The organism is Actinomycetospora callitridis, from assembly GCF_028737265.1.
GTDB classification, from domain to species: Bacteria; Actinomycetota; Actinomycetes; order Mycobacteriales; family Pseudonocardiaceae; genus Actinomycetospora; species Actinomycetospora callitridis.
In genome coordinates this window covers 69004-85593 of sequence record NZ_JAQZAK010000010.1, presented here as the reverse complement: position 1 = coordinate 85593, position 16590 = coordinate 69004, and the positions used below count along the sequence as shown (strand labels likewise).

Below are 16590 nucleotides of genomic sequence, written 5' to 3'. Positions count from 1 at the left end.
GGGGCGGCATGGCAACCGCAAGCGTCGGAGGGCTATCGATGACCCGCTCGCCCGGCCCAGTCGTGACGCGCCGCCGCCTCGGCGGCGAGCTGAAGCGTCTCCGCGAAGGGCAGGGCCTCAAGCTCGAGGACGTAGCCCGTCGCCTCGAGTGTTCGCCTTCGAAGATCAGCCGCTTGGAGAACGGCAAGGGTGTGCCCCGGTGGCGCGACGTGCGAGACATGCTCGACGTCTATGCCGTGCCCAACGGGGATCAGCGCGAACGGCTCCTCGAGTGGTCCCGGACCGGGCAGCAGCCCATGTGGTGGCAGGCCTACGCCGACGTCCTGCCATCGGCGATGGGTACGTACGTTGAGTTGGAGTGGGATGCCTCGCGCATCCGTGCCTACGAGCCGTACGTCCTGCACGGGCTTCTCCAGACCCGCGACTACGCCCGGGCCGTCCTCCGCAGCGCGTATTCGGCAGCCATGCCCAGCGAGGACGTCGAGAAGCTCGTCGAGGTCAGGATGCGTAGACAGGAGGCCCTGACCTCGGATCACGGCCTTTCGTTCCACTGTGTGCTCGACGAGTCGACGTTGCACCGGGTCGTGGGTTCGCCCGCGATCCTCCAGGCGCAACTCGAGCACCTTCTTGCCGTGGCCGAGGCTGAGCACGTGGACGTTCGTGTGCTGCCGTTCTCGGCCGGGCTGGTCCGGGGGAGCCGGGGTGCCTTCGCCAAGCTCGACTTCTCTGAAGGGATTGAACACGGGCTCGTGTACGTCGAACGCCCCGAGACTGGCGGAGAGTTTCTGGCGGATCCTGCTGAGATCGCCGACCACGGCCGCTGGCTCGAGGGGCTCTATGCCACCGCCTTGAGCGAGGCCGAGTCCATTCCTCTCCTGAAGCGAGCCGTTCGTCGCATCGACCGCTCAGACGGGTGATCGTGCCTGGCGCACCGTTGCGCAGACTAGGATGATGCCGCAGTGCAGCCGCATCGTGATGCTCGTGTGCTGGTGAAGACGAGCAGTTTCTGTAGCGGCGGCACGTGTGTGGGAGTTGCGATCGACGTCGACGAGGTCCAGGTCGTTGACACCAAGTCAACTGCCGCGTCGGCGTTGCGCTTCACGCGGACGGAATGGGCGGCGTTCGTAGCCGGAGTGAAGGCTGGCGAGTTCGACCTCGGCATCCCGCAGTCGTTTTCCTCTCACGACGCTTGAAATCCGCGCCTTCGTCCGTTGCGGTGGGAAGCGACCCGCCGAACGGAGTCGCATCGATGCGCAACGAAGACGAGTACCGGATCAGCAGCTTCTGCTCCGATGGAGAGTGCGTGGGTGTCGCGGTGTCCGCCGAGGTCGTCGAGGTCGTGGACGTCGCCAACGAGCAGGCTGGCCGACTCCGCGTCAGCCCGGAGGCATGGGCGGCGTTCGTCGCCGGCGTCAAGGCCGGGGAGTTCGACCTCCCCTAACCAAGATCCGGGACAGTGGAGCGAACGCTCCGCTCAGCGAGACGTCCGCTCCACGTTCCGAGATCTTGCCGACTTCGGTGACGGAACCCGCGCTCAGCGCGGGTTCCGCCACCGGAGTCGGGAACGTCAGCGCATCGCGCGGTTGATCGCCGACACGACGGCCTTGAGCGAGGCCGTGAGGATGGAGCCGTCGATGCCGATACCCCAGACCTCGACGTCGCCGACGGCCGCCTCGACGTAGGCCGCGGCACGGGCGTCGTCGCCGGCGGACATCGCGTGCTCGGCGTAGTCCAGGACGCGGACGTCGTAGCCGACGGTGGCGAGGGCGTCGACGAAGGCGGCGATCGGGCCGTTGCCGACGCCGGTGACCTCGTGCAGGTCGCCCTCGACCTTCAGCGTCGCGCTTAGCTCGGCCTTGCCGTCGTCGTGGGTCGACACCCGCGAGCTGACGAGCTCCAGGGGCACCCGGCGCAGCAGGTACTCCTCGGTGAAGATGTCGTACATCTCCTTGGCCGAGACCTCGCCGCCCTCGGAGTCGGTGACCTCCTGGACGCGGCGCGAGAACTCGATCTGCAGGCGTCGCGGCAGGTCCATCTGGTGCTCGGTCTTCATCAGGTAGGCGACGCCGCCCTTGCCCGACTGCGAGTTGACCCGGATGACCGCCTCGTAGGTACGGCCGACGTCCTTCGGGTCGATCGGCAGGTACGGGACCTCCCACGGGTGCTCGGACACGTCGTGCCCGGCCTCCGAGGCCTCGGCCGCCATCGCCTGCAGGCCCTTGTTGATCGCGTCCTGGTGCGAGCCCGAGAACGCGGTGAAGACGAGGTCGCCGCCCCAGGGGTGGCGCTCGCCGACGGGCAGCTGGTTGCAGAACTCGACGGTGCGGCGGACCTCGTCGATGTCCGAGAAGTCGATCTGCGGGTCGATACCCTGGCTGAACAGGTTCATGCCCAGGGTCACCAGGCAGACGTTGCCGGTGCGCTCGCCGTTGCCGAACAGGCAGCCCTCGACGCGGTCGGCGCCGGCCTGGACGCCGAGCTCGGCGGCGGCGACGCCGGTGCCGCGGTCGTTGTGGGGGTGCAGCGACAGGATGATCGAGTCGCGGCGCGCGAGGTTCCGGTGCATCCACTCGATGGAGTCCGCGTAGACGTTCGGCGTCGCCATCTCCACCGTGGCCGGCAGGTTGACGATCATCGGCTTCTCGGGCGTCGGCTCCCAGACGTCACCGACGGCGTCGACGATCTCCTTGGCGTAGGAGAGCTCGGTGCCGGTGTACGACTCGGGCGAGTACTGGAAGCGCCAGTCGGTGCCCGGCCGCTTCTCGGCCTCCTCGCGGACCTTCGTCGCCCCGTCGACCGCGATCTTCGTGATGCCGGCGCGGTCGGAACGGAAGACCACGCGCCGCTGCAGGATCGAGGTCGAGTTGTAGAGGTGGACGACCGCCGAGTGCACGCCCTCGAGGGACTCGAACGTGCGCGTGATCAGCTCGGGCCGGGCCTGGGTCAGCACCTGGATGCGGACGTCGGCCGGGATCGCGCCGTGGGAGATGATCTCGCGGACGAAGTCGAAGTCGGTCTGCGACGCGGCGGGGAAGCCGACCTCGATCTCCTTGTAGCCCATGCGCACGAGCAGGTCGAACATGCGGCGCTTGCGCGCGGGCGACATCGGGTCGATGAGGGCCTGGTTGCCGTCGCGCAGGTCGACCGCGCCCCAGAGCGGGGTCTTGTCGATCACGCGGTCCGGCCAGGTGCGGTCGGGCAGCGAGATCTTCTCGACGACGTCGGCGAAGCGCCGGTAGCGCTGCACCGGCATGCGGCTGGGGCGCTGGGTGTTCCAGGCCGGCTGGCCGTCGGGGATGTCGCCGTCGGGATGGACGACGGTCGAACGGATGTCGGCGATCGGCTCGTCGTTCATCGACGTGCCGGGAGTGATGCTCATGGGGTGTCGCGCTCCTGGATCCTGCAGCACTGCGAGGGATGGCGACCGGCAGCGCGCATCACCCGCGGCAGGGGGCCGGTCCTTTCAGACCCCGCCGCGGCGGCGAAGAAGCAGGCCCGGGGTGATGGCCGGGGCTGCGGGCGCGGAGAACATCGTCCGCCACGGTAGCCCCGGCACGTCGTGGTCCGGTACCCCGGGACCCCGGACGGAGGGGCCCGCGGACCCCTGATCAGGCCCCCGACCTGCGAAGGAGCGCCTCGGTGACACAGGTCGCACCCTCGGCTACCGGCCAGTCAACCAACGTGCCATGATGTCGCGCATGGCGCAGGATGCGAGCACGGACACGTCCGAACAGCGGCGTTCGCACACCTCCGAGGACATGCGCGCACTAGTCCGCAAGGTCCTCACCGTGGCGGCATCCGTCATCCGGATCCTCACCGTCATCTTCGCGGCGATCCTCGTCGTGCACGTGATCCTCGCGGTGGCCGGGGCCAACCCCGCCAACGGCATCACGATCTTCTTCCGCGATCTCGCGAACAACCTGACGCTGGGCATCGGGGACCTGTTCCTGCCCGCCAGCGAGTCGCTGCGGATCATCCTGAACTTCGGGCTCGCCGCGGTCGTGTGGCTCGTGATCGGCATCGTCGTCTCCAAGCTGCTCAACGCCCTCGCGCCGTAGCCGCTCCACGGTGGTGACAGCCACCTCGTGAGCCCGCGGGCCTCGGATAGGGTCGGAGCCGTTCGCCGACCAGCAGGTGGAGGTCCGTCGCGGTGGTACTCGTCGTCCAGAAGTACGGCGGCTCGTCGGTGCAGTCGGCCGACCGCATCCGGCGAGTGGCCGAGCGGATCGTGCGTACCGGCAAGGACGGGCACGACGTGGTCGTCGTCGCGTCCGCCATGGGTGACACCACCGACGAGCTGACCGACCTCGCGATGCAGGTGCATCCCAGCCCGCCACCGCGCGAGATGGACATGCTGCTGACGTCGGGCGAGCGCATCTCCAACGCGCTCCTGGCCATGGCGATCAACGCCCAGGGCGGGCGCGCGCGGTCGTTCAGCGGCTCGCAGGCCGGCATGATCACCACCGGGAAGCACGGCGACGCCCGCATCGTCGACGTCACCCCCGGGCGCATCCACGCCGCCCTCGCCGAGGACCACATCGCGCTCGTCGCGGGGTTCCAGGGCGTCAGCGCGGACTCGAAGGAGATCACGACGCTCGGCCGCGGTGGGTCGGACACGACCGCGGTCGCGATGGCCGCGGCCATGAAGGCCGACGTGTGTGAGATCTACACGGACGTCGACGGCGTGTATTCCGCCGACCCGCGCATCGTCCCGAACGCGAAGCTGCTCGAGACCATCACCTACGAGGAGATGCTCGAGATGGCCGCGTGCGGGGCCAAGGTGCTGCACCTGCGCGCCGTGGAGTACGCCCGCCGCGAGGGCGTGCCGCTGCGGGTGCGCTCGTCGTACAACGACAAGCCCGGCACGACGATCGTCGGGTCGATCGAGGAGCTCAGCGTGGAACAGGCCGTCCTCACCGGCGTCGCGCACGACCGGTCCGAGGCCAAGATCACGGTGGTCGGCGTGCCCGACCAGCCCGGCTTCGCGGCGCGCATCTTCCGCGCGGTCGCCGACGCCGAGATCAACATCGACATGGTGCTGCAGAACGTGTCGCACCTGAAGACGGGCAAGACCGACGTGACCTTCACCCTCCCGGTCAAGGACGGCCCGAAGGGCGTCGCCGCCCTGTCCGCCGTGCAGGGCGAGGTCGGGCACGAGGACGTCATCTACGACGAGCACATCGGCAAGGTGACCCTCGTGGGCGCCGGCATGCGCAGCCACCCGGGCGTCACCGCGACGTTCTGCGAGTCGCTGGCGCTCGCCGGCGTGAACATCGAGATGATGAACACCTCGGAGATCCGGATCTCCGCGCTCATGCGCGACACCCAGCTGGACGACGCCGTCCGCGCCCTCCACGCCGCCTTCGACCTCGGGGGCGACGAGGAGGCCGTGGTGCACGCGGGAACAGGACGCTGACCATGACCACCCTCGCCATCGTCGGCGCGACCGGGGCCGTGGGCTCCGTCATGATCGACATCATCAACGCGCGGGAGACCGTGCCCTGGTCGGAGATCCGCCTGATCGCCTCGCCGCGCTCGGCGGGCAAGCGCCTCACGGTGCGCGGCCAGGAGATCGAGGTCGTCGCGCTCGCGCCCGAGGCCTTCGACGGCATCGACATCGCGATGTTCGACGTGCCCGACGAGATCAGCGCCGAGTGGGCGCCGGTCGCGGTGTCCCGCGGCGCGATCGCGGTCGACAACTCCGGCGCGTTCCGCATGGACCCCGAGGTCCCGCTCGTCGTGCCCGAGGTCAACGCGGAGGCGGCGCACACGCGGCCGAAGGGCATCGTCGCCAACCCGAACTGCACGACGCTGTCGATGATGGCCGCTCTCGGTGCCCTGCACCGCGCCTTCGGGCTCCGCGAGCTCGTCGTCGCCAGCTATCAGGCCGCGTCCGGGGCGGGCCAGGAGGGCATCGACCGCCTGCGCGCCGAGCTCGCCGCCGTCGCCGGCAAGGACGTGGGCAACCGCAAGGGCGACATCGCCGAGGCCCTCGCGGCCGCCGGGCTCTCCGAGGACTCCCCGTTCAACGCCCCGCTGGCGCTCAACGTCGTGCCGTTCGCGGGCTCGCTGCGGGACGGCGGCTGGACCTCCGAGGAGCTCAAGGTCCGCAACGAGTCCCGCAAGATCCTCGGTCTGCCCGAGCTCAAGGTGTCGGCCACCTGCACACGTGTCCCGGTGATCACCACGCACTCGATCGCCGTGCACGCCACGTTCGCCGGCCCCGTCGACGTCGCGACGGCGCACCAGGTCTTCGCCGCCCAGCCCTCGATCGTGCTGGTCGACGAGCCGGAGGCGAAGCGCTTCCCGACCCCCGCGGACGTCGTCGGGGAGGACCCGACGTACGTCGGGCGCGTGCGGCAGGCGCTGGACTTCCCGGACACCCTCGACTTCTTCGTGTGCGGTGACAACCTGCGCAAGGGTGCGGCGCTGAACACCTACGAGATCGCCGAGGAGCTCGTCCGGAGCTGAGGCGCTGTCGCCCGCTTTTCTTGACTCGTTCCAGTCTCGGTGGCACCTTGGGGTCATCATGACCTCACGGACCGAGCCCGAGGGCGTCCCCGCAGCGATGCCTGCGGTCGCGTCTCCTGCGGATCCGCGCCACCACGTGGCCGACCCGCGGGCACGGCTCCGCCAGGCCGGGCTGCGGGTCACCGCGCCTCGCCAGGCGGTGCTCGGTGTCCTCGGCGAGCACCCCCACTCCACGGCCGACGCCGTGGCGTCGGCGGTGCGGGGCCGGTTGGGGTCGGTGTCCACCCAGGCCGTGTACGACGTCCTCGCCGCGTGCGTGGACGCCGGCCTGGTGCGCCGGATCGAGCCCGCGGGCTCGGCGGCGCGGTACGAGACACGCACGGGCGACAACCACCACCACGTCGTCTGCCGCGCGTGCGGCGCGACCGCCGACGTCGACTGCGTCGTGGGCGAGCGTCCGTGCCTCGCCCCGTCCGACGCGGGGGGCTTCGTCGTCGACGAGGCCGAGATCGTCTTCTGGGGCACCTGCCCGGCCTGCCGGGCTGCGCGAGCGGGTACCCCGCTGACCAGCACCGACGGGACGAGTTCGATCCCGTCACGGTGAGACACGAGAGCCACCACCACGAGGAGAGGCGAACGTGACCAACCCGAATCGCTCTGACGCCACCGACGATGCCGGCATCCCGGCGCCCAGCCACGAGTTCTCCGCGACGGTCGGGACGGACGGACCCCTGGTCCTCCAGGACCACTACCTGATCGAGCAGATGGCGAACTTCAACCGCGAGCGCATCCCGGAGCGGCAGCCGCACGCGAAGGGCAGCGGGGCGTTCCTGACGTTCGAGGTCACGCAGGACGTGTCGGCCTACACGAAGGCCGCGGTCTTCCAGCCCGGTGAGACCACCGAGGGGATCATCCGCTTCTCCACCGTCGCCGGTGAGCGGGGCAGCCCCGACACCTGGCGCGACCCGCGCGGCTTCGCGCTCAAGCTGTGGACCCGCGAGGGCAACTGGGACATGGTCGGCAACAACACGCCGGTCTTCTTCATCCGCGACCCCATGAAGTTCCAGAACTTCATCCGGTCGCAGAAGCGCCTCGCCCGCAACGGCCTGCGCGACCACGACATGCAGTGGGACTTCTGGACGCTCTCGCCCGAGTCGAAGCACCAGGTCACGTGGCTCATGGGCGACCGGGGCATCCCGAAGGACTGGCGCCACATGAACGGCTATTCGAGCCACACCTACATGTGGATCAACTCGGCCGGCGAGGAGTTCTGGGTCAAGTACCACTTCAAGTCGGACCAGGGCGTCGAGTGCCTGACCGAGGAGGAGGCCGGCCGCCTCGCGGGTGAGGACGCCGACTACCACCAGCGCGACCTCTACGAGGCGATCGAGCGCGGGGAGTTCCCGAGCTGGACCCTCCACGTGCAGATCATGCCGTTCGAGGACGCGAAGACCTACCGGTTCAACCCGTTCGACCTGACGAAGGTGTGGCCGCACAGCGACTACCCCCTCCAGGAGGTCGGGAAGATGACGCTGAACCGGAACCCGGTCGATTACCACACCGAGATCGAGCAGGTCGCGTTCGAGCCGAACAACCAGCCGCCCGGGCTGGGTCTGTCGCCGGACAAGATGCTGCTGGCCCGCGGTTTCTCCTATGCCGACGCGCACCGCGCCCGGCTCGGGGTCAACTACAAGCAGATCCCGGTGAACTCGCCGCAGGGCACCGACGCGCACCCGTACACCGTGGCGGGCGCGATGCGCGTCGTGAACGCGCCGGACCCGGTCTACGCGCCGAACACCAAGGGCGGCCCGCAGACGACCGAGACGATCCAGCCGCCGACGTGGTACTCGGACGGCCAGATCCAGCGCGCGGCCTACGTGCCGCACGCCGAGGACACCGACGAGGTCCAGGCCCGCACGATGATGCTCGAGGTCTGGGACGACGACATGCGAGACCGCTTCGTCGAGAACGTCTCCGGCCACCTCGCCAAGGGCGTCGGCGACGACGTCCTCGCCCGCGCGTTCGACTACTGGAAGTCGATCGACGAGGGCATGGGTCAGCGCGTCGAGGACCGCGTCCGTGAGCTGACCGGCAAGGAGCAGAAGGTGCTCAGCCAGAGCTGAGCCCCGCGCTCACACGTCGCCACGGCCCGCCCCACACACCTGGTGGGGTGGGCCGTGGTGCTCGAAGGGAGAACACCACCATGGCCACCGCCCCCATCACGAGCCCGCTGCCCGACGACGCGCAGCAGACCGTCGGCGCCGTCCTGCAGGACAGCCTGGCCGACTTCGTCGACCTGTCGCTGACCGCCAAGCAGTGGCACTGGAACGTCGTCGGCCGCAACTTCCGCGAGGCGCACCTGCACCTCGACGAGCTCGTCGAGCTCGCGCGGACCTACTCGGACGAGGTCGCCGAGCGCGCCGCCACCATCGGTGTCTCGCCCGACGGCCGTACCGAGACCGTCGCCAAGAGCAGCGGTCTGCAGAAGACCGAGGAGGGCTGGCGCGACGTCGAGGACGTCAACGAGGCCGTCGTCGAGACCCTCGCCCGCCTCATCGAGCGCATGCGCGAGCGCATCGAGGCCACCGACGAGCCCGACCCGGTCACCCAGGACCTGCTCATCGCCCAGACGGCGAAGCTCGAGGAGGCCCACTGGATGTGGCAGGCCAAGACGGCCTGAGCCCGTCGAGTCCTGTCCGTCAGGCGGGGACGGGGAGCCCGAGCGCGCGGCGGGCGAACGCGATCTCGGCGACCGTGTGCCGCAGGGTCTCGGCCACCACCAGGGACCCGTGCCCGGCGTCGTAGCGCACCATCGCGTACTCCCGCCCCCGCTCGGCCAGGGCGTCGAGATAGTTGTCGATCTGGCGGATCGGGCAGCGGGGGTCGTTCTCGCCGGCGAGCAGGAGCACCGGGGCCCGCACCGCGTCCACCCACGTGAGCGGTGAGGCCTCGGTGTAGCGCTCGGGAACCTGCTCGGGCGACCCGCCGAACAGCGACCGGTCGAAGGCGCGCAGCGGCTCCATCTCGTCCTCGTACGCCGCGAGGTAGTCCGCCACCGGGACGCCCGCGCAGCCCACGGCCCAGCGCTCCGGCTGGCGGCCGAGGCCCAGCAGCGTGAGGTATCCGCCCCAGGACCAGCCCTCGAGCACGCAGGCAGCCGGGTCGGCGAGCCCCGACGTGACGGCCCAGTCGTGCACGGCGGCGATGTCCTCGAGCTCGGTCGTGCCCGGGCGTCCCTCGATGGCGTCCCGCCACGCCGACCCGTAGCCCGACGAGCCGCGGTAGTTCACGTGCACGACGGCGAAGCCCGCGTCGACCCACACCGCGCGCACCGGCGACCAGCGGTCCTCGTCGGCTGCCTGCGGGCCTCCGTGGATCATGAAGACGGTCGGGACGGGGCCGGTCGTGCCCGCCGGCCGGGTCCACAGCGCGTGGACGGGACCGGCGACCCCGTCGACCCACGCGTCCTCGAGGGCGACCGAGGGCTCGGGTCGGTCCCCGGGCGGAGCGAGCAGCTCGGTGTCGGTGCCGTCCGGGCGCAGGGCGCGCACCGACGACGGGTACGCCGCCGACGACCAGCCGTACTCGACGGTCCCGTCGGGGCGCACGTCCGCGCCGCCGACCGACCCGGCGGCCGTCGGCAGCTCGGACAGCGCACCCGTGGCGAGGTCGTAGCGGTGCAGTGTCGTGCGGCCCGCGCGGGTGTGGGCGACGAGCAGCGCCGAGGCGTCGGGGTAGAAGCCGGCGGTGAGGTCGCCGGGCAGGTCGATGTCGAGCACCGTCTCGGTGTCGGTCGCCAGGTCCCAGATCAGCAGCTCGTCGCGGCCCCGGCGCTCGTGGCCGACCAGCAGACGCTGGTCGCCCTCGACCGGCGCGAACTCGATCGGGTCCAGGCCCTTGCCTTCGCCGTCGTGCCGCTCGCCCACCGCGACGCCGTCGGGCACACGCAGCACGCGGATCGCCGGGTGGCGCGAGTCGCCGTGCTCGGCGTGCGAGATGGCCAGCAGCGTCTCGTCGCGCGACAGCGCGCCGATCCCGGCGTCCTCGGTGTGCGTGTAGACCACCCGGGCCTCGCCCCACCCGTCGTCACTGCCCTCGCTGACCGCGAGCGTCGACCCGTCGTCGGTCGACCAGCCGACGGCCACCGTCCGCCGACCCAGGTCGAGCCCCGCCGGGTAGCCCGGCTGAGCGCCCGAGACGGCCGGCTCGGCCGAGCCGCCGTCGAAGGGCTCGCGGACCCACACCCCGAACTCGTCGCCGTCGGTGTCGTCGAACCACCAGATCGCGGTGCCGTCGGTGCTCGCCGCGCCGCCCCGTGTGCCGTTCGGCCGATCGGTGACCCGCCGATGGGTGTCCGTGGACCGGTCCCAGGCGTAGATCTCCCAGGTCCCGGTGGCGTTCGACGAGTAGACGCTGTGGTCCGGGGCATCCCGCGCCCAATCGGGCACCGAGACGCGCGCGGCCGTGAACCGGCCCCGCCAGCGGTTCTCGACGGCGTCGTCGGCGAACAGGGCGTCCGGGATCTCCGGAGCGGGGTCCTGGCGGCGGTGCGGCGACGGCGCGGTCATGACCCGAATCCTGCCCGTCGGTGTGCCGTTGCCGCCGGGTGGACCGGCCGGTGGGAGAGGATGCGCACCGGGGGGAGTGACCAATGACCGATCTCGGGCCGGACGACGAGGAGACGCCGCCGAATCTGGCGCGCGTGTTCGACCACTATCTCGGTGGCGACGACAACACCGTCGTCGACCGGGAGTTCGCCGCGGAGGTGGATCAGGTCCTGCCCGCCATGGGCGACCTGTGCCGGGGCCACCGACGCTTCTCCGCCGCGGTGGTGGACCACTGGTGCGCCGAGGGCATCGACCAGTTCCTCGAGCTGGGCTCGGGCCTGCCGACCGTCGACCACGTCCACGTCCGCGCGCGCCGCGTGCACCCCGGGGCCCGGGTGGCCTACGTCGACTACGACCCGGTCGCGGTCGTGCACGCCCGGCGTGTCGTCGCGCGCCACGAAGGCGTCTCGGTGCTGATGGCCGACGCGGGCGACGCGGAGACGGTGCTGGCCGCGCCCGAGGTCCGGGACCTCCTGGACCTCACGCGGCCGGTCGGGGTGCTCGCCGTCGGCGTCCTGCACTACGTGCCCGACGCGGTGGCCGCGGTCGCGATGCGCCGCTACCGCGAGGCGCTCGCGCCGGGGAGCGGCGTCGCGATCTCGCACCTCACGAGCGTCGGGCGGCCCGACGTCCACACGTGGTCGACGATCAACCACGGTGGCTGGAGCTACGCGCCGACGTTGCGGGACCCCGAGGACATGGACCCGTGGCTCGAGGGCCTGGAGCTGGTCGGCCCCGGATGGGTCTCCGCGCCGCACTGGAGCCCGGAGGGCGCGGTGCCGCGTGCCGAGGAGACGGCGAGCGGGCTGTGGGGTGTGGTCGCGCGGCGACCCGACCGCCGGGGATGATCGGCGCGTGATCGGTACCCGGCGCCATGACGGCGCGGTCCACGAGATCCGCCTCGACCGCACCGAGCGGCGCAACGCCCTCGACACCGCGCACTGCCGCGACCTGCACGCGGCCGTCGACGCCGCCCTCGCCGACGGCGCCCGCGTGCTCGTGCTCACCGGCGAGGGCACGGCGTTCTGCTCCGGCGCGGACCTCGACACGGTCGGCGACCGGGACTTCCTCGCCGCGCTCTACGGCATGCTCCACCGGCTCGCGGAGGTGCCGGTGCCCGTCGTGGCCGCGGTGCACGGGCCCGCGATCGGCGCCGGCACGCAGCTCGCGCTCGCCGCGGACCTGCGCGTCGTCGACCAGGCGGGCGTGTTCGGGCTGCCCACCGCAGGCCTGGGCCTCGCCGTCGACCCGTGGACGGTGCGCCGTCTCGCGCTCGTCGCGGGCGGCGGCGCGGCGCGCCGGATCCTGCTGGCCTGCGAGCGCCTCGACCACGACGCCGCCCGGGCCGCCGGCCTGGTCGACCGCGTCGGCGACCGCGACACCGCGCTCGCGTGGGCCGCCGAGATGGCCGCCCTCGCGCCCCTCACGCTGGCCTACAACAAGCTCGCCGTCGCCCGGCTGCTCGAGGACGCGCCGGTGCCCGACGACGTCGCCGCGGCCTTCGACGCCTGCTGGGCGAGCGAGGACCTGGTCGAGGGTCGCCGGGCCCGGGCGGAGAAGCGGCCGCCGGTGTTCAGGGGTCGCTAACCGCCGAAGCGACGGCCCCTCGTGCTCCTCCGCACGAGGGGCAGATCGCCGGCGGAGGGGTCGCTGACCGCCGCCCGGTCAGCCCTCGCCCGGCCAGTGGGCCAGCGTGTCGATGTAGGACTGCCGGACGCCCTCGATGCGCTCGTCGAGGTCCGCGCGGGTCCAGGACGAGACGTCGATCGGCGGCAGCACGGCGACCTGGACGACGCCGGGATGGATGATCAGCGCGTTGCGGCTCATCAGCTCGCCGGTGTTGCGGAAGACGAGCGGGACGATCGGCACGCCGGCCTGCATGGCCAGGTGGAACGCGCCCTTCTTGAACTTGCCCGGCGTCGGGGTGGGCGAGCGGGTGCCCTCGGGGGCGATGACGATCGAGGTGCCCTCGCGCAGCCGTTCGACGGCGGGCTCGAGGGCCTTGCGGGCCTGGGCGTTGTCGGCGCGGTCGATGAACGCCGTCTCGAGCAGGCGCATGAGCCCGCCGAACAGCACGTCGTTGGCCAGCTCCTTCTTCGCCACCGGCGCGAAGTTGCCGCGCAGGAGCCCGCCCAGGACGAGGACGTCGAGCTGGCTCTGGTGGTTGAACAGGAAGACCGCCGGCTGGGCCTCCCAGATGTGCCGGGCCCCGTGGACGTCGAGCGAGACGCCCGAGGCCATCAGCGAAAGGTCACCGCCGAGCCCGATGCCGAGGTTGAGCCCGGCGCGCCGCGAGCCGCCGAGCAGGCCGAGGCCGAGGCCGGTGGCGAAGCCGCCCATCATCCCGGCGAACGTCGCCACGGTGCGGCCGATCTCGATCGGCGTGGTCCACGGGCGGCCGTCGAAGTCGAGTGCGGGCCAGGCGCGTTCCGCAGCGTCCCGGCGCAGTCCCGCGCTGGGGTTCACCGCGGCCGGGTGGCCCACGGTCGCCAGGAAGGGGACGTCCTCGCCGCCGTTCGAGTACGCGAAGCTCGCGTCCAGGTCGACGTCGTGGCTCGCCGCGAACTCCTTGACCGCCGCGGCCTTGCCCTCGCCGTAGGGCGAGCGGCCGTCGGGGTGCCCGGTGAGCGTGCCGTCCTCGCCGACCTCGACGGCCGTGTAGATCGTGTGGTCGACGCCCAGGGCCTTCGCGGCCGGCTCCACCTGGAACCGGGTGGCCGAGCTCGCCAGGACGACCGTGTGGCCCTTCTCCAGGTGCAGGCGGATCAGGCGCCACGCCTCCGGGTAGACGCTCGGGCCGATCTCGTCGCGGAAGAGCTGGTTGCCGATCTTCTCGAGCTCCGCGGGCGTCCGGCCCGCCCAGGTGCGCAGCGTGATGCCGAGGAACTTGCGGAAGTCCTCCTCGCCGTGCAGGCCCTGCCAGCCGCTGACCAGCGTCTCGATCGTCGTGCGCGGGTGCAGGTCGAGGTTCTTGACGTGGTGACGCATGAAGGCGGTGACCGAGTAGCCCGCGATCACCGTGCCGTCGAAGTCGAAGAACGCGCCCACCTGGGGGCCCTCGGGTGCCGCGGCGACCGCGTCCATGAGGTCGGCGGCGGTGACCGCCGTGCTGGTCTCAGGGTCGGACACCCGCGGACTCCTGTCGGTTCGTCGCGTCGGTCTCGTCGATGGTCACAACTCGTTCCACTACCCCGCGAATCTCCGCGGCGAACGCCCGGCGACGGGTCGCCAGGTCCGGTTCCCCCTCACGAGGGGGGGTCGGGACCAGGAGACCCCGGTTGGAGGCGAGCCGCACCGCGGAGGCGAAGAGTTCCCGCGACAGCGATTCGGGCCCGTGCAGCTTGCCCTGCAGCAGCAGCTGACGCCCGACGGCGGCGGACCGGTCGAGCAGCGCGTCCTCGTCGACGGGCGTGTCGGGGTCGTGCTCGGCGAGGCGCTCGGCCACCACCCACTGCGCGTCGACGAAGGACCGGAGCACCCGGTGCGCACACAGGAACCGGCTCTGGCGCAGGAGCTTCTGGGTGCGGGCGACGTCGTCGACCCCGGACTGCCAGTCGGGGTCGATGAGCGTGAGCTCGCGGATCAGCTCCTCGCGGAACGTCTCCTTGTCGGGGAAGAAGAACTCGTACTTCAGGAGGTCGCGCAGATCCAGGGCCGCCTGGAAGCCGCGCGCGAGCGCGTCCCGGCCGGTGAGGTCGCCGACCTCGAGGATCGAGAGCTCGACGATCGCGCGGTTGACGAAGTGGTGGATCGCCGAGTTCCGGTAGAACGCGGCGACGATGTGGTGGCCCCGCTCGACCGAGAACACCGGCTCGGAGCCCTCGGTGTAGGCGCTGACCACCTTCTCCCGGCGCAGCGAGAGGAGCGCCTCCGCGACGCCGCCGTTGGTGCGCAGGGAGCCGATGCCGGTGTGCGGCAGGCCGCGGGCGTCGACGTAGTCGAGCACCGGCTCGACGACCCGGCGGACCTGCGAGAGCGTCAGCGCGCGGTCGCGCACCCCGAGCAGGGCGAGGGCCGCCAGCGCGATGGGCGTCACCGGCGTGACGCGGTTGATGCGGACGAAGACCTCGAACGCCGTCTTCTGCAGGGCCAGGCGGCGGGCCGCGGAGTCCTCCGCCGCGACGCCGTCGGTGTCCTCTCCCGCCTGGCTCGGACGCACGTCGAGCGCCGGGTCGTTGGCCGCGGAGAGCGCGGCGCGCAGCGACAGCGGCTCGCCGAAGCTGACGTGCACCCCGCCGACCGGACGGCGCTGCGCCCGGGCGTAGCCCGCGAGCCAGCGCAGGCCCTCCGGGGTCTTGGTGGCGCCGGTCTGCTCGGCCGCCATCTGGTGCACTTCCTGGAGCTGGTCGTGGATGATCGACACCGGCACGAGGTAGACGTCCTCGGCGCGCCGGGTCTCGACGGCGCTGGCGACGTCGGAGAGCAGCCCGTACTTCGGCGGCCGGAGCTTCCCGGTGCGGGTGCGCCCGCCCTCCATGTACCACTCGAGGTTGAAGCGCTTCGCCGACAGCCACGAGAAGTACTCGCGCACCACGGCCTTGTAGACCGGGTCCCCGCCGAAGCTGCGCCGGATGAAGATGATGCCGCTGCGTCGCGCGAGCTGCTCGAGCCCGAGGATGCGCAGGTTGTCGCCGCCGAGGACGTGGTTGCGCGGGAAGTCGTTGCTGCGCAGCACGTCGGCCAGCACGAACGGGTCGGTGTACGAGCGGTGCGAGGGCAGGAAGACCAGGGCGTGCTCGGCGTTGAGCTCCCGCAGCGGCTCGAGCCCCGCGATGTCGGCGTGCACGGTCCACGCCTTCTCGTGCATGGGGCGCAGCACGCCCGAGAACAGGTCGACGGCGCTGGGGTCGAGCGAGGCGACGATGCTCTCGAGGTCGGCGGCCGCCTCGGCGGAGACGTCGTCCTCGGGGCGGCCGGTCTCGGCGGCCAGCCGACGGATCTCGCGGCTGAAGTGCGCCGACCCGATGATCTGCGACGCCACCTCGCGGGGCACCTTGAAGCGGTTGCCGGTGAGCGCGCGCTCGGCGCGGTCGAGCGCGAGCGTCGCCTGCCGGGCCACGAACCGCACGAAGTCGGCGGTGTCGGTGGAGTCTCGCTCGCGACGGTGGCGGCGCAGGAGCTCGCGGACCGTGGCCGGGCGTCCGACCACCACCTCGTGCTGCGGCGGGCTGCGACGCGCGGCCCGGGCGCGGTTGCGCAGCGCCCAACCGCGGGTGAGGACGTCGGCGAGGCGCAGCAGCGTGCCGTCGGGCTCCGGATCGGTCGCCCACACCACCCGCACGGGGACGAGCAACGGGTTGTCGCCGCGCGTCAGGCGCGCGGCGAGCTGCTCGCTGTCCGCGGGCAGCACCTCGAGGCCGCGCCCGCCCGCCCGCCCGTCCCCGCGGACCCGGCCGAGCCAGCGGTCGACGAGGCGCCGCTCCATGCCGGAGGGTGCGTCGACGAGGACGACGAGGGGCCGGTCCCCGGAGTCCGGGAGGACCGCCGTGTCGACCTGGGTGCTCACGTCTCG

The 16590-nt window shown here is 71.7% G+C and carries 15 protein-coding genes; 11 read left to right on the top strand and 4 right to left on the bottom strand.

Features of this window, described 5'->3' with window-relative positions; all coding sequences use genetic code 11:
* The first annotated feature begins 38 nt into the window (after nt 1-38).
* The 3 genes from PH191_RS24705 (at nt 39) to PH191_RS24695 (ending at nt 1441) form a co-directional block, all read left to right on the top strand.
* On the top strand, nt 39-917 hold the full coding sequence (locus PH191_RS24705) for a helix-turn-helix domain-containing protein (protein ID WP_274197280.1): 879 nt from the start codon (nt 39-41) through the stop codon (nt 915-917).
* Between the two features lie 66 nt (nt 918-983).
* Nucleotides 984-1193 carry a DUF397 domain-containing protein gene (locus PH191_RS24700; protein ID WP_274197279.1) on the top strand — a complete coding sequence of 70 codons (210 nt, stop codon included), beginning with the start codon at nt 984-986 and terminating at the stop codon, nt 1191-1193.
* A 56-nt stretch (nt 1194-1249) separates the two neighbouring features.
* Nucleotides 1250-1441 (top strand): DUF397 domain-containing protein, encoded by a 192-nt coding sequence (locus PH191_RS24695; protein ID WP_274197278.1) that lies wholly within the window; start codon nt 1250-1252, stop codon nt 1439-1441.
* 126 nt (nt 1442-1567) lie between these two features.
* Here the strand turns inward: PH191_RS24695 and leuA are convergent, their stop codons facing one another.
* On the bottom strand, nt 1568-3355 hold the full coding sequence (gene leuA, locus PH191_RS24690; protein WP_274197394.1) for a 2-isopropylmalate synthase: 1788 nt from the start codon (nt 3353-3355) through the stop codon (nt 1568-1570).
* Nucleotides 3356-3698: 343 nt separating this feature from the next.
* On the opposite strand from leuA, the gene PH191_RS24685 reads away from it, so the two are divergent.
* The 6 genes from PH191_RS24685 (at nt 3699) to PH191_RS24660 (ending at nt 9151) form a co-directional block, all read left to right on the top strand.
* The gene (locus PH191_RS24685) at nt 3699-4058 is read left to right on the top strand and encodes a hypothetical protein (RefSeq protein WP_274197277.1); all 360 of its coding nucleotides are present in this window, start codon (nt 3699-3701) and stop codon (nt 4056-4058) included.
* A gap of 92 nt (nt 4059-4150) precedes the next feature.
* A complete protein-coding gene (locus PH191_RS24680; protein WP_274197276.1) occupies nt 4151-5416 on the top strand; it encodes an aspartate kinase in 1266 nt (421 codons plus the stop codon).
* A 2-nt stretch (nt 5417-5418) separates the two neighbouring features.
* The gene (locus PH191_RS24675; protein WP_274197275.1) at nt 5419-6471 is read left to right on the top strand and encodes an aspartate-semialdehyde dehydrogenase; all 1053 of its coding nucleotides are present in this window, start codon (nt 5419-5421) and stop codon (nt 6469-6471) included.
* Between the two features lie 97 nt (nt 6472-6568).
* The gene (locus tag PH191_RS24670) at nt 6569-7075 is read left to right on the top strand and encodes a Fur family transcriptional regulator (RefSeq protein ID WP_274197393.1); all 507 of its coding nucleotides are present in this window, start codon (nt 6569-6571) and stop codon (nt 7073-7075) included.
* Between the two features lie 34 nt (nt 7076-7109).
* Entirely contained in the window at nt 7110-8594 is a 1485-nt protein-coding gene (locus tag PH191_RS24665) for a catalase (protein WP_274197274.1), read from the top strand.
* Nucleotides 8595-8674: 80 nt separating this feature from the next.
* The gene (locus PH191_RS24660; protein WP_274188656.1) at nt 8675-9151 is read left to right on the top strand and encodes a Dps family protein; all 477 of its coding nucleotides are present in this window, start codon (nt 8675-8677) and stop codon (nt 9149-9151) included.
* A gap of 19 nt (nt 9152-9170) precedes the next feature.
* Here the strand turns inward: PH191_RS24660 and PH191_RS24655 are convergent, their stop codons facing one another.
* Nucleotides 9171-11039, bottom strand: coding sequence for a S9 family peptidase (locus PH191_RS24655; RefSeq protein WP_274197273.1), 1869 nt, complete (start codon nt 11037-11039; stop codon nt 9171-9173).
* A gap of 83 nt (nt 11040-11122) precedes the next feature.
* Here PH191_RS24655 and PH191_RS24650 point away from each other — a divergent pair, with 83 nt between their 5' ends.
* Nucleotides 11123-11926, top strand: a complete 804-nt coding sequence (locus PH191_RS24650) for an SAM-dependent methyltransferase (RefSeq protein ID WP_274197272.1) — start codon at nt 11123-11125, stop codon at nt 11924-11926.
* A 7-nt stretch (nt 11927-11933) separates the two neighbouring features.
* Complete coding sequence (locus PH191_RS24645; RefSeq protein ID WP_274197271.1) at nt 11934-12665, top strand: enoyl-CoA hydratase; 732 nt, start codon at nt 11934-11936, stop codon at nt 12663-12665.
* Nucleotides 12666-12743: 78 nt separating this feature from the next.
* Here PH191_RS24645 and PH191_RS24640 read toward each other — a convergent pair whose 3' ends face one another.
* A complete protein-coding gene (locus PH191_RS24640; RefSeq protein WP_274197270.1) occupies nt 12744-14207 on the bottom strand; it encodes an HAD-IB family hydrolase in 1464 nt (487 codons plus the stop codon).
* The gene (locus PH191_RS24635; protein WP_274197269.1) at nt 14194-16584 is read right to left on the bottom strand and encodes a glycerol-3-phosphate 1-O-acyltransferase; all 2391 of its coding nucleotides are present in this window, start codon (nt 16582-16584) and stop codon (nt 14194-14196) included. The genes PH191_RS24640 and PH191_RS24635 overlap by 14 nt, the downstream gene beginning before the upstream one ends.
* Nucleotides 16585-16590: the final 6 nt, after the last annotated feature.